We start from the raw sequence: 13,502 nt of genomic DNA on the forward strand, positions 1-13,502 counted from the left end.
ATCCTTTTTCAACCGACGGGTAGGGTTTTGCTGCAAACTACTTACTCATACTATCACACAATTTCAGTAAAATAAATATACGGCGGAATACCTGCTTATCTGACAGGTGCAGCACTGCTCCTTGGTCGATTACTTAATCGACGTCAGAAATAATTCTTGCCATCTAATACTGAAACCGGCTATAAATATTACCAGATAGCACTCAAAACGGAAACATTTAACACCGGAAGTTAAAGCAATGATCAACATACTCAAAGAGATAATCCTTGATTTTCAAGAGATTGATCTACCTAAGGGCGTGCCCAGACGAGTTGCTGTCTCGCCGGTGTCGGCAAAAGCCACGGTCTGCATAGGTGTGCGTCGTAGCGGCAAATCGACTTTCATGTTCCAGCTCATGAAGAAGCTTGAGGACGCCGGCGTTTCCCGCCGGAACATCTTATACCTCAACTTTTTTGATGACCGGTTGCACAGCCTGCAACATGACAAACTGGGCATCATCCTGGAAGCCTACTTCTCGCTCTACCCGGAAAAAAAGAATGCCGAAAAAGTCTATTGCTTTTTCGATGAGATTCAGGTCGTTCCGGGTTGGGAGTCTTTTGTCGACCGCTTGATGCGCACGGAAAAGTGCGAGGTATATATAACCGGCTCATCCGCACATATGCTCTCAAGGGAGATCGCCACTCAGATGCGCGGACGGGCACTCTCCTGGGAGATTTTTCCGTTCTCGTTCCGAGAGTTTCTCGATCACCAACGGATCGAAAGCGACGGTCCACTCTCGACCAAGAAACGTCTGACTATCCAGAAGGCATTCGAGGACTATTGGGAAACCGGCGGCTTTCCCGAGGTCGCCCCACTCGACCGGATGCTGCGGATCAAGACCCACCAGGAATATTGGAGCGCCATGCTGTTCCGCGACCTCGTCGAACGTCATGACATTTCTCACCCCAGGGCAGTCGCGGCTCTGGCGCATTGGCTGGTGGACAACACCGGCTGTCCGTATTCAGTCAACAACCTGACCGGCTATCTGAAATCCCTCGGCCATAAGGCGCCGAAATCCGCCGTGTCCGATTATCTCGGGTGGTTCGAGGACGCCTATATTCTGTTCACGGTGCGCATCTTCGACGCCTCGACGGCCCGGGCCAACACCAACCCCAAGAAAATTTATTGCATCGATCACGCACTGGTGACATCGATCAGCTCCGGTATTCTTGTCAACTCGGGTCATCTGTTGGAAAATCTGGTATTCATTGCGCTGCGTCGGGTTACACCGGATATTTTCTACTACAAAACCAAGACAGGTCGGGAGGTCGATTTCATCGCCGGACGACAGGGCCATTCCCGCATGCTCGTTCAGGTCTGCACGTCGATGGCCGACCCGCAAACCCGCAAGCGGGAAACCACCGCGCTTACCGAAGCCATGGCCGAATTGAACCTAACGCAAGGAATCATCGTCACCCGTGGTGAGGAAGAGAAAATCCAGAATGAATCCGGAAAGATCGACGTGATACCTGCTTGGCGTTTTCTACTCAACGTGGAGGAAAGCGCCTGATATCCAATAAATGGAGTGGCATCTTTTCGGTAAACCAGACGGCCCCGGTAGGCAAGTTATCCATCGCCAATTTGCGTCTGCGCCACTGGTGCCTTTGTCGGTCAGTCGGTATTTCTGTTTGCTGCTGCGCGGTTTATCAGGAATGGTCATTTCAACCAACCCAGCCTCCAGGGCACGCAGCAGATAGGCCTTGCGGAAATGCTCATCATCTTTAAGCCCAAATGCCTCTTTGAGCTGTTGACGGGTCATCTCACCGGCGAAGGCCGAGATCAATCTAACTTCCGGGGTAACATCCGGTACAACTTCCGGGGTCGAGATGGTCACGGTATCCAGAATCATCCGTAGTATGAAGGCGATAAAGGGCGCAGAGTCGGTCTGGCGGGTACTCTCCTGCAGGGCCTGGTACTACTCGGCCTGATGTTCGAAGATTAGGCTTTCCAGGTGTCAAACAGGTCGTATACGGCTTGGTAGGACGCTTTTAGGCTCATGTCTCGTCACCTGCCTCCAGCTGCTTCACCATCCGGTCAAAGTCGCTTTCAAACAGCCGGTCCTGCACGATGCGGTATTTTTCATATTCGCTTTCGGCATGGGCCTTGGCCAGCTCTGCTGTCACTTTTCCCGCGTCCTGAAGAATTTCCCGGTCCCAAAGTTTCAGGAAGTCCGCCAACCGTTTTTCCCAGTCTTCCATGGTCATGGGGATTTTGCGCATGGCCTGAAGCTCGGCCATGTCGAGATAGGCGGAGACGATGCGGCGCATCTGTGCCAGCTCGAACTCGGAGAGGTAGTTCTTGCCGATGGAGACATCGTATCTGTGGATTTTCCCGTGAGGCGTACCTTCCCAATGGGTCAGCCCCATGTTTTCCTTCTGGTGATCGGCGCGGTCGACAATGACCTCCGCCGCCGTCTGGCCGTGGATGGCGTAGTGCAACTTATTCTGCACGGCGGCGAAAAACCGCTTGGTGGCGGTGGCGGTTGGGTCGTAGTCCAGCGCGGTGGCGTAGATGTCGGTAATCTTCTGGTAAAACTTGCGCTCGGAAAGCCGGATTTCGCGGATCTTTTCCAGTTGGCGCTCAAAGAACTGATCGGTCAGGTTACCGCCGTGTTTCAGGCGCTCCACATCCATTGTCCAACCCTGAATGGTGTAGTCCTTGACGATCTGGTTGGCCCATTTACGGAACTGTACCGCGCGCTCGTTTTCGATCTTGAAGCCGATGGCGATGATGGCCTGCAGGCTGTAGTGCTTGACCCGGTAGTTTTTGCCGTCTGCGGCAGTTGTTAAGTACTGCTTAATAACTGCCGCTTCCTCGAGTTCGTTGTCGGCAAAAATGTGCTTCAGGTGCTGGTTGATGGCGGGCACCGAGACATCGTAGAGGGTTGCAATCATCTTCTGCGTCAGCCAGATGTTTTCGTCCTCGTAACGCATTTCCACACTAGCTGCCGAACCGCCCCCAGCCGCGACAAAGGTCAAATATTCAGCCGCCGAGGAACGGACGAGGGAGATCTCCTGTTTTTTGGACGACCGTGGTTTCTTGTTTTTACTCATGCCTGGATACCTCTTTTTTGCATGCGAAGGCGCGAAAATGCAGCAGGGTTACAGCATCGACGCCCCCGACGCCGGTGCGCTGGGCCTTTCTTGGCCATCGCAATGGATACTTTTTGCGAAAGCATCAATTGTCATTCATCAAATCATCAAATAGCCATCAAATAAAAAAATGTGCCATAACATGCTGTAACAAAGGAAGATATAAAGAACATCCGGCCTGAATAAACCTCCCATGTCAAATAAACATCAAATGAAAAATCATGCCCAGAATGGCACGTAACGCATGAATTTTCGGCTTGCGGATTCGTCATAGGGGCGAACCAGACCGCCCTCCAGGGTCTCTATAATAATCCTTGAGGCTGTTGCGCTGTTTCTTTCTTCAATTCCAAAACGCTGCCGCAGGGTGCTGTTGGTCATAAAATCACGCTGCACATACTTCAGGCAGGCGTGAAGATAACAGGCCCGCATACGATCCTCTTTATTCATCTCTCTCAGCTCACGATGGGCAAAAAGAACCGCTCTGGTGTGTTTATCACGGCATTGGCGACCAGCTCGCGGATCGCCAGTTCGGGAAACATCGGCACTTCCTTGCGTAGCGCCTGACCGATCACTTCGTTGCTGGGCAGCAGGTTGGTGACAAATCCGATCAGCCCCTCAAAACCCGCTGCATAGCCTTTGGTGCCCTCCTGCTCGCGGATCGTTTCCACCCGACTCTCGCCCTTGTACAACACGACCCGCACCGCCTTGCGCCGGAGCGGACGGAAATCAGCAAGCCGTTTGGCGAACAGCACCGCGCCCAGGCTGGAGATATTCCACTTGCCCGCCTTCCCTGGTGCAATCATTTCATCAGCCGCCAAGGTCGCGAGAATTCCATCGCGGCCTTCCGGCAACGGCAGGGAGAGTAAATCAAAATAGGCGGGGTAATCGAGGAGCTTAAAGACCTCATCAACACTGACATTTTCCGCCGCGATCTCCCGCTCAAAAGGGATTCGGTCAAAGATCCGCCACAGCTCCCTTTCCTTTTCGGGGAACTCCTTGAGCTTCTTCTTGTAGGACCCGACCCGGATGTATTCAGTGCCCTTGAACTGCACGGGATGACGGAAGGCCGCACCGATCTCCAGCAAAACTATCGGTTTTTCATCCACCAGGAAGGGGTAAAACCGGAAGTTTATTTTGGGACTCAGCAAGCGCAGCAGCCAGTTTTCCAACTCCTCATTACCAACTTTGGCCTTGCCAGGGTCAAAGCTGGTACCGACAGCCTCATGGGTATCGTTGTCCACACCCCAGACAAGATAAGCGTGCACCTTTCCCGTCAGTGCGGCGGCGTTGGCGAGGGAGGACAGATATTCGCCGATCTCCTCGGGATCGTCGTTGTTATGCTTGAACTCCACCCATTCGGCTTCGCGGGGGAGTTTGCGCAGCTCGTTGAGCAGGCTAAGCAGATATTCCGTAGTTCGGTCGATGGTCATGGTATCCCTTACGCCACCGTGACCTGACCGTTCATCAGCATAGGAAGGAGCCAGTCGCGGAGTTGGGTGAGTTCTGTATTCTCTTTTGCGTTCGTTGTCATCCTAGTGTAGAAGGGGGCAACGATCTTTTCGAAGCGTAACAAGATTTCATACGGTGCCACTGGAACTGGATATGTTTCCAGTGTTTTTGCGTCGATACGCTTCCGCCCAGATGTACCAGTCATGTTGGATATGGCGAATTGCCGGAATGAATCCGACCGGCTTAGCTGCGCTGCGAATCCCATGAGCGGTTGATGACGCCCCCTGATTACGATGAACTCTGTGGAGCCAAATCCCACTTCGTCATTATTCAGTAGGGTGATTAGAGCTGTCTTACCATTTTCTAGACAAGGTGTGATCCTAGCCACTACAACATCGCCATTTTGGAACTTTGCGCCGCCTCGAAACACCTTTCGTTCCGGTTCCGAGGTCATGAAACCCGATATCGGAAGCGAATTCATATCTATGTAACTAGCCTCATTTCCCGCCTTTAGTGTCAAACTTGGATTGAATTCAAGCAATTCGGAGGCGGTGGCACTGCTCCACCCCGACGGGATATCCCGTTTCAGGTTAGGGTTGTAAACCATCTTGCCGCCGGAGTATTTATAGGGTTTGCCATTTTCGTCGGGGAAGTCGAACTGCACGAACCAATAGTCGTACAGGGTCTTGGCCATCACCTCCAGCTCGGCGTTAATGCGGTTGTTGCAGTTGATTTTGGCGTCGAGGATGGAGAGGACGGCGGCGATTTTTTGCTGGTATTTGAATGATGGATACGAAAATTCGACCTGCTTGAGACCAACCCCCGTAAGATGTTTAATAGTTGAGCCTATGAAGTGCTTGTTAAGCTCCCCATTTCTCCCGGCTAGCAGCAATCGGTAATAAACGAAATTGTTACTGTAGTTGCTGTTAATCCTCACTCGATGCAATGCTTTCTGGATCTTCATTCCGAGCATTTCATCTTTCCAGATTGCACAACGCCCTGGCTCACCACCCTCGCAAATTACGAGGTCGCCATATTTCAACCCATACCGGTCTTGCTCGCTTTTCTCAAATCGCATTTGATTGAGGTTTGAGAAATCGAATCCTCCCCATCGAACATTTATATTGGCAAGGTATGGCTCAAAGACGCCTTTGTTCTTCTTCTCGTCCAACATCTTTCCGAGGCACATTTCAGAGATATTACCGAGTTTTTTTATTACCCATCTACTCATAGCGCAACCCCGCCATCTTCCTCCTTATCTCCTGCTCCAGCCCCGCCGACTCCTTGAACAGCCTGTCCAGGTTATCGCTAAATCCCTGCATCTTTGCGGCGAACTGCTCAGGCGTCAGGTCCACATACTCGATCCTCACCTCGAAGTACTGCCCGGCGCTGAGTGAATAGTTCTTGGCGCCAATCTCATCGTAACTCACCACCACCGAGAATTCTTCCATTGCCTGCTTGCCATTAAAGGTGGCGATAATGCGGTCTTCCTCTTCTGCCGAGAGCAGGGTTTTCTGGTTCTTGCCATCCTTGACCTTGGTGCCGAGGCCGGAGGCGTCAATAAGCACCACCCCCTCTTTGTTAGTATCGTCAATGAACAGAATGGAGACGTTGGTGCCGGTGGTGGCAAAGATGTTACTTGGCATGGAGACCACTCCGGCGAGCATCTTTTCGTCCACCAGATGCTGGCGAATCTTCTTGTCGATGCCGCTTTGCGCGGTGATGAAGCCGGTGGGCACCACCACCGCCGCCTTGCCGCCGGGTTTCAGCGAATGAACGATGTGCTGGAGAAAGAGCTGGTAGATGGCCATCTTCTCCACGGCCTGTTTGGGGATGTTCGGCACCCCGGCAAAGAAGCGCTGCTGATGCTCCTTGCTGTCCAGTTCGTTCCTGAAATCGGAAAAGTCCATCTTGAAGGGCGGATTGGAAACGATGTAATCAAACTTCTTCAGCGCCTTGCCGTTCCGGTGGTAGGGGTGGAGCAGGGTGTTGCCCTGGATGATGTTGGGGATGGAGTGCACGAGATTGTTGAGAATCAGGTTGAGGCGCAGCAGATTGGAGGATTTCTGGGAAATGTCCTGGGTGTAGATGCTGCAACGATTCTCGCCGATGGCGTGGGCGACATTCATCAGCAGAGTGCCGGACCCGGCCGACGGGTCGTAGCAGCTGACGTTTTGCACCTTGCCCTGCTGTTCCTGCGGTACCAAGATCGCGGCCATGATGCGGGCGACGGCATGGGGCGTATAATACTCGGCATACTTGCCGCCGCTGTTGCTGTTGTAGTCCTTGATGAGGTATTCAAAAATGGTGGCGTAAAAATCGAACTTCTGGGTGAAGATGCGTTCGAAGCTGAATTCCACCAGTTTGTTGATAATGGCGCGGCAGAAATCATCGCGCTTGACGACATCGCTGATGTATTCGCTCACCCGATCAAACAACGTGACCTTGGCCCCACCGTCGGTCTTCACCGCGAAGATGTCGTTGTTGCTGATGGCGATGTCACGCAGGGTGTCGTCGAAGAGCTTGGCAAACTCCGGCGCGTTCTGGCGGCTGAACAGATGGGCGATGAAGTGCTCGGGCTTGAGGCGGGCAGTGTCCGGCCCCATCTGCAGTTGCAGCATCTCCAACTCGTCGACGTTCATGGCGATGATCGCCTGTTCCCAACTCTCGGCCCCGGCCAGCTCGGGGCTGATCTTCTTGGCTTCAAAGGCGAACTTGTCGTTGAGAAATTTGTAGAGAAAGACCTGGGTAATGATCTTGAACTCGTTGCCGTCGTTGCCAAGGCCATAGGCGGCACAGATCCCCTTGAGGCTGTCGATCAGTTGCCGGGTGCGTTTTGTGAAATCCTGAGTTACCAAGGGTGTGCTCCTGTACTTGTGCCTGAGGCAAATTCATTCATATATTCGGTGATCACCAATTGATTGATGATACGGGAGGTGTCCGGGTTAAGCTTGATTTTCTGCTGGGTCTGGAATTCGCCGATGACCAGCGGCATCATCATCCGCTCGAAATAGCTTTCGTTGGCCAGCAACTGGGTGTTCTGCAGCACCTGGTCGTCGGCCTGCTGTTTGACACCAGAGAGGGCCTCGAAGATACGGCGCTCGGTGTTTGAGAGCGTGCCGCGTTCCCGCAGCCGCTTGTGGATGCGGGTGTATTTGGCATCGCCCTGGTATTTGGCGCGGAGCTGGTTGTTCTGCCGGTTCAGCTTCTTGACCTGATCGTGAATCGCGCCCAGCGCACCGATGTTGGCGGTCATTTCCTCCTGGGTGACTTCGTTCAGTTTTTTCTTCTTGAACAGCCGCTCCAGCTCCTCCTTGAGGGTGATGAACCTGGGGTCCTGCTGGTCGAAGTTATCGGCCAGGGCCTCGCGGGTCTGGCGCAGGGTGTTCTTGAGCTGGTCGGCCAGCACCAGTTCTTCTTCTCCGATCTTCGTGAACAGGAACAGCACCTCTTCCAGGGCAACGTTGAGCAGGCCCGTGGTGTCGGCGCTCGATTCAATGCGCTCTTTCAGGTTGAGCAAATCGAGGTGGTTGCAGGTTTCGCGGTAGAGCTGGCCCAGCTTCTGGAAATCGAGCTGGTCGAGGAAGCTGTATACCCCCTGCAGGCGAATCAGGTTGTAGAGACTGCGGGCATCAGCCAGGGCCTTTTTCAGGGCCAGCACCGTGGCGCGATCCTGGATCCGGCTGATCTGCCGGGAGAATTCCTCGGCGTTTTCGGTATCGAAGCTGAACAGGATGTCCTTGATCGCCTCGATCTCCCCGGCGATCTCCACAGTGGACTTGAACAGGTGCGAGTAGTGTTCCAGTTCATCGCCCAGTTCGGCTTGCAGTTCTTCGAAATAGGCCCTGTTGGTGGCGTCGAACTCCTTGCGGATATCGGCGAAATCGACAACGTAACCGTAGCGGAAATCCTGGTAGGGACGATTGACCCGGGTCAGGGCCTGGAGCAGGTTGTGCTTGCGGATCAACCGGCCCAGATAGAGCTTTTTCAGCCGTCGGGCGTCAAAGCCGGTGAGGAGCATGTTATAGACGAAAAGCAAATCGATCTTGCCCGCCTTGAAGTCTTCCACCCAGTCTTTTCGCTCCTGCCTGCTCCCGATGTCATGCAGGATCAGGGCGGCGCTTTTGACCTTGTTGGCCTGCTTTCTCAGCGTGGCGTAACTGGGGGAAAGTTCGGCCACCATAGGCAGATCCACAGGCTCATCGGCCCGGACTGGCGGATGCAGTTCGACAACCTTCGACGGAAGGCGGGACTGAAAGATTATGTACATCTTTTTCGCCTGCTCGGCGCTGTCGCAGATCACCATGCCGCCGATGGTGGCGTCATTCAGCGCGCCACGGCTCTTTTCGAAGTCTTCGATGATGTAGTCGAGCATCGGCTCGACAAAGCGAGGGTGAGCATAGATCTGCTTGCGGTCAATGTCGCCCTGCTGGAGTTCCACTGCGGCGATCGCCTCCTGCAGGGAGAGTTTGTAATTGGTGGCGATCTCCTCGCGGATCAGGCGCAGGGTGTAACCGTCGGCGATGGAGGCGTTGTAGTAGTATTTGTGGATGTAGTCACCGAACAGGGCGCGGGAGTTGTAATCATCGCCCAGCAGCGGTGTGCCGGTGAGGCCGATCTTAATGGCGCACTGGTCGGACTGGCTCAGATTGGCAAGAAAACTGCCCTTGGGGTTGTAGCTGCGGTGCACCTCGTCGAGGAAATAGACGCGCTGCATGCTGACGTCGTAATCCTCGGTGCGGACCACGTCCGGATCATCTTCAAATCTCTGGATGTTGACCACGGTGATTTCCGGTCTGCCGGAGTCGTTGTGAATCGCCTTGGTCGCCTTGATGTCGCGGGAGAAGGCCTCGCGGCTGTCGATGGTGTGCACCGTCAGCCCCCGGCTGGAGAATTCCCGCTGCGCCTGAGTGAGCAGGTCGAGCCGGTCGACGATGAAATAAAACTTGGGGATGATGCCCCGCTTCTGGAAATAGTCGGTCAGGAAGCGGGTGTTGTAATAGGCCAGTGCGGTCTTGCCGCTGCCCTGGGTGTGCCAGATGATTCCCTTGCGCACGCCGGCGTCGAGTTTGCGTTCGATCGCCTTGGTCGCAAAGAGTTGCGGGTAGCGCATGACGTGCTTGTGCAGGCCATCGACCTCGTTTACATACGCAAAAGCGTATTGCAGCAAAAACGACAGGCGGCCGTGACTGAACAGGGAGGCGCAGATGCGGTTGGTCGGCGTGTCGGGCGACTTGTTGCTGATGAATTCGGGGCTGTGCTTGATGACGCTGAGGTTGGTGTCCCGGAGCACCTCGTTTTCGACCGCGTCGTCCTCGTCTGCCAGCAGGTCAAACGGATTCAGATCTTCCTCTTCCCGAAAGTAGTTGAAGATCGGCGCTTCATACGACGGGCTGGCGTAGAAGGCCCCTTCGATCGGCTGCGGCGAGCCGTCGTCGTATTCCATGTTGTTGGAGAACACCATCAACTGGGTGATGTTGATAAAACGACGGAAGCGGGGATTGCGGCAACGACTGATGATGCGGTTGCGCTCGGCCAGCACGCCTTCACGGTTGTTGGGTTTCTTGACCTCGATGAAGACCAGCGGCATGCCGTTGATGAGCAGGGTAATGTCGGGCCGGAACTCGTCGTCACCGTTCTTGCAGGTCAGCTCGGTGACCACATGGAAGCTGTTGTTCGAAAAATCGGCGAAATCGATCAGCCGGGTGCCGGATCGCTCCGTGAGTTTCTCGTAGAAAGCTTTGCCGAGATCCTCGTTTTCCAACGAGAGCTTGACGTCGGCCAAAAGTCGCGTGATGTCGTCAGTATCCATGCCGGGATTGATCCGGGTAATGGCTGCACGGAACAGATCCGGAAAGATGTTGGTCTCTTCATCACCTAAAATATTCTTGAGGGAGAGGTAGCGGTAGCCAAGCCGCACCAGATGGAGAATGCAGGGGATTTTGACCCGAGAGTCTTCGCTGAAAATCAATAGACCAGCTCCCCCTGCTGCTTTTTCTGCGCACAAAACTGCTCGAACTGCCGCTGTGCCAGTTTCGACGGCACAGTCTTGCCGTTCTCCCAGCGATTGACCGTGGCGAAGCTCACCCCAAGGGCATGGGCCAGTTCTTCCTGGGTAAGCGCCAGCTGCCGCCGGACATCCTTGACCGTTTCCGGGAAGTTTTTGGGTTGGCGGATCATGACAAGTCGATCATGTCGTCAAGGTAGAACTGCACGCTGAAATAACGCTTGGAGGTAGCCGGGCCGTCGAAGGCCACCCAGCACATCGACATCACTGTCGCTGGTCGCCGGGTCACGGGCAGTCGAGCCGAACAGGGCCAGTCGGGTCACGCCGAAACGGGCCTGCAGCTCCGGCTTGCTGCGGGTCAACAATTCAAGAGTGCGCTGTCTGTTCATCTCTCAACCTCAAAACGGTTGTATTCATCTACTGGCCTTTGCGCACCGGAAACCGTCTGGCGTACGAAAACCATGCAAAACTATTCGACAATATAACATCTGCTATGCGGTGTGCAACTCAAAATTCGAGGGCGTTCCGACAGATTCCTAGGCTAGTTGAATATTTTAGATTCCGTCTCGTTGATCATTTGGTTTTTGTTTTTAACTCCACCCTCCCCTGCTCCTCCTAACCAAGAGCCAATATACACGGCAACGAATAGGCACAGGATGACAAATGCTAATTTAAAAAATACTGTTGGCTTTCTCCATAAAATAAGGGCAAGAACAGCTAAAATACCCAGAGCAACCAACTGATTGGTAATTAAAAAATTATAAATAACCGCATATGCGGATTCGATAGTCATAATTTAAAGTCATATTTTTGTTTAAGAGACTGATCATATTCCGGCAAGAGTGGAATTTCGGTCATTTTAAACATTATCACAAGGCTAAATTATTTACAAATCAGGACAAGGGGAGGAGACGCTCCCCAAGTCTACCAGTAAACACAAGGCTTCACACGTTCCTTGGAATAAATCGGGAAAAAACCTGTGTACTAATTCGAATGATTTATCATTTTTCACCCTCTAATATCTTCCTATTCAAAAAACAAGAGTGTATCATTAATTGTGCGGCATCGTTGGTTTAGCCCAAGCATATGCAAGCGAATCTAATTTGAAAATCAGGGTAAAGGCAGAATCTTTCGATTTTCCTAAAAAATCGCAATTAATTAACAAATGAGACAAGTTACGAAATGAATTCTCTGGCTGAAAATAAATTCATCGTGATGGTTGTTTTACTGGGAGTCTTAGTATGCGGATGCAGTACAAGCAAAAAGCCCATTCCAGATGTGTCAATGCACAACCTTCCCCCCACTTACAAAGGATTGGATAATTCCTACTGGTGGAGGTGTAAGTTTAAAAATGTTTGGCCTGCTAATGTCGGTGCTGACTTTGTGATCGATCTTTTTCTTGCTCATGCTGTTATTTCGCCAGTTCTTGTTGAGCACATAGACGATATCTCATATTGGCGTTTTCACCGAAGAGCAGCACGCGATCAAGCAGGCCATCAATTTTCGTTGTTGTTTTACAGCAAACCCGAAGTCGCATCTGCCGTCTTTACAGAAATTCATAAGAGTAAAATGCTAAAAAGAGCCATGGCGGCAAAGCTTGTAGAAGAAATTATAACAGACAATCCGGATAACCCTAATTCTTCTGATATCGCATCCTCCAGTGATAACCACTGGTCGTTGGATCTTCAGAGAAACTGGCCATCCTTTATTATGGGAGTTAGTTCCCTTTGGTTAGGACTCATTGATGACTCTTTTCAAGGTTCTCCTGAAGATTTTACGGATATTTACCAGTTACTGGAAAAATATCGAGAAGTTGATGCCAAGATAACAGAGATCTGGAAGACAGAGGGGCAGCATGCATTGTTACACCATATGAATGCTTTGTTCGGATACCAACCCTTGATTATTAGAAAAGAGTTGTCTTTCTAAATCGTTCGATTATCAAGTAAACAGCGGGCTTAGCAAGGAATCAAGAGACAGAGTAAAATTGGAAAAATCAGCGAACAAGGAACAACGGTCCGACCATAACCGCCGACAAAAACATATCCCGTTTTACAAGATCTTGTTATTCAAAGGCAAGCGGCGGACTCTACGGCGTTTCGAAGACTGTAAACAGATCGCACATATTGATCAGTACCATTCGACGTTATTTATCTACACCATGGTTGTGTTGTGTCTGAGTCTGTTGGATGCAGCCTTAACCCTCGCTCTATTGAACAAAGGTGCGGTGGAACTCAACCCAGTGATGCGATACTATTTAAGTCTTGGCCCGGGGACTTTTGTTATGGTCAAGTATGGTCTTACGGCATTTTCTTTAATAATCATGGTTGTGCTTCATCCAATCATACCTGCGAGATACCGTATTTTATCATCAGTGATGTTCCCATCCTGCATATTAGTGTTTGGGTCTATCATCATATGGGAGATATATTTGCTGACCAAATTGAGCTCTGTGTGATAGGTGATTTAGGATATTATCTGGAAGAAGAGGCTGGAGTCGAACCCTAATCCTACCCTTAAACACTGGGATTGGCTTGTGACTGGTGAAAAAATGTAGAAAGTTTAATCCAGTACATTTTTTTAGCAAACATCTTAGTGCTACTACTGCTCTTTGGTGGTTTCTTTAATCCCACGAGTATGATCTTCTGCAATTTTACTTACCGCCTTAGCCTTATTGATTGGGTCCCTTATCCCTTCAATGGCTTCCCGAGCAATTTTATCAGTTGTTTTCTCAAAAACGTCTTCTTTATTTTGCTCGTCAGAATTAGAGCATGCTAATAACGAATACAAAATGGTGGTTAGTGAAGCGATCAAACATATTCTTAATAGTGTCAAAAGGTACTCCTAAGCTCATCAAAATAAAAAAGAAATATTAAACATCCCCCAAAGGGATATCTTGCCAACGAATAACATTG

At 51.5% G+C, this 13,502-nt stretch carries 11 protein-coding genes and 2 pseudogenes; 3 read left to right on the forward strand and 10 right to left on the reverse strand.

What is annotated here, in order from left to right; all coding sequences use genetic code 11:
- Window positions 1-238: 238 nt before the first annotated feature.
- On the forward strand, window positions 239-1,549 hold the full coding sequence (locus tag ACYQ8U_RS21625) for an ATP-binding protein (protein WP_459947647.1): 1,311 nt from the start codon (window positions 239-241) through the stop codon (window positions 1,547-1,549).
- Here the strand turns inward: ACYQ8U_RS21625 and ACYQ8U_RS21630 are convergent.
- From ACYQ8U_RS21630 to ACYQ8U_RS21670, 9 genes and pseudogenes are all read right to left on the reverse strand, one after another.
- Complete coding sequence (locus ACYQ8U_RS21630; protein ID WP_459947648.1) at window positions 1,523-1,888, reverse strand: Fic family protein; 366 nt, start codon at window positions 1,886-1,888, stop codon at window positions 1,523-1,525. The genes ACYQ8U_RS21625 and ACYQ8U_RS21630 overlap by 27 nt on opposite strands.
- A gap of 145 nt (window positions 1,889-2,033) precedes the next feature.
- Window positions 2,034-3,092 (reverse strand): virulence RhuM family protein, encoded by a 1,059-nt coding sequence (locus ACYQ8U_RS21635; RefSeq protein ID WP_459947649.1) that lies wholly within the window; start codon window positions 3,090-3,092, stop codon window positions 2,034-2,036.
- A gap of 258 nt (window positions 3,093-3,350) precedes the next feature.
- Window positions 3,351-4,561, reverse strand: a pseudogene (locus ACYQ8U_RS21640) (ATP-binding protein).
- Between the two features lie 8 nt (window positions 4,562-4,569).
- Window positions 4,570-5,811 carry a restriction endonuclease subunit S gene (locus ACYQ8U_RS21645; protein WP_459947650.1) on the reverse strand — a complete coding sequence of 414 codons (1,242 nt, stop codon included), beginning with the start codon at window positions 5,809-5,811 and terminating at the stop codon, window positions 4,570-4,572.
- The gene (locus ACYQ8U_RS21650; protein WP_459947651.1) at window positions 5,804-7,438 is read right to left on the reverse strand and encodes an HsdM family class I SAM-dependent methyltransferase; all 1,635 of its coding nucleotides are present in this window, start codon (window positions 7,436-7,438) and stop codon (window positions 5,804-5,806) included. The genes ACYQ8U_RS21645 and ACYQ8U_RS21650 overlap by 8 nt, the downstream gene beginning before the upstream one ends.
- On the reverse strand, window positions 7,432-10,551 hold the full coding sequence (locus ACYQ8U_RS21655; RefSeq protein WP_459947652.1) for a type I restriction endonuclease subunit R: 3,120 nt from the start codon (window positions 10,549-10,551) through the stop codon (window positions 7,432-7,434). Before ACYQ8U_RS21655 ends, ACYQ8U_RS21650 begins: the two co-directional genes overlap by 7 nt.
- The gene (locus ACYQ8U_RS21660; RefSeq protein WP_459947653.1) at window positions 10,548-10,760 is read right to left on the reverse strand and encodes a helix-turn-helix domain-containing protein; all 213 of its coding nucleotides are present in this window, start codon (window positions 10,758-10,760) and stop codon (window positions 10,548-10,550) included. The genes ACYQ8U_RS21655 and ACYQ8U_RS21660 overlap by 4 nt, the downstream gene beginning before the upstream one ends.
- An 8-nt stretch (window positions 10,761-10,768) precedes the next feature.
- A pseudogene (locus ACYQ8U_RS21665) lies at window positions 10,769-10,976 on the reverse strand (nucleotidyltransferase family protein); the annotation flags it as partial.
- 152 nt (window positions 10,977-11,128) lie between these two features.
- Window positions 11,129-11,380, reverse strand: a complete 252-nt coding sequence (locus ACYQ8U_RS21670; RefSeq protein WP_459947654.1) for a hypothetical protein — start codon at window positions 11,378-11,380, stop codon at window positions 11,129-11,131.
- A gap of 389 nt (window positions 11,381-11,769) precedes the next feature.
- Here ACYQ8U_RS21670 and ACYQ8U_RS21675 point away from each other — a divergent pair, with 389 nt between their 5' ends.
- Together ACYQ8U_RS21675 and ACYQ8U_RS21680 are read left to right on the forward strand one after the other, a co-directional pair.
- Complete coding sequence (locus ACYQ8U_RS21675) at window positions 11,770-12,516, forward strand: hypothetical protein (RefSeq protein ID WP_459947655.1); 747 nt, start codon at window positions 11,770-11,772, stop codon at window positions 12,514-12,516.
- Window positions 12,517-12,748: 232 nt separating this feature from the next.
- Window positions 12,749-13,045 carry a DUF5658 family protein gene (locus ACYQ8U_RS21680; RefSeq protein WP_459947657.1) on the forward strand — a complete coding sequence of 99 codons (297 nt, stop codon included), beginning with the start codon at window positions 12,749-12,751 and terminating at the stop codon, window positions 13,043-13,045.
- Window positions 13,046-13,188: 143 nt separating this feature from the next.
- On the opposite strand, the gene ACYQ8U_RS21685 is transcribed toward ACYQ8U_RS21680, so the two are convergent.
- A complete protein-coding gene (locus ACYQ8U_RS21685; RefSeq protein ID WP_459947656.1) occupies window positions 13,189-13,422 on the reverse strand; it encodes a hypothetical protein in 234 nt (77 codons plus the stop codon).
- Window positions 13,423-13,502: the final 80 nt, after the last annotated feature.

The sequence above is a fragment of the Desulfocastanea catecholica genome (assembly GCF_054657295.1).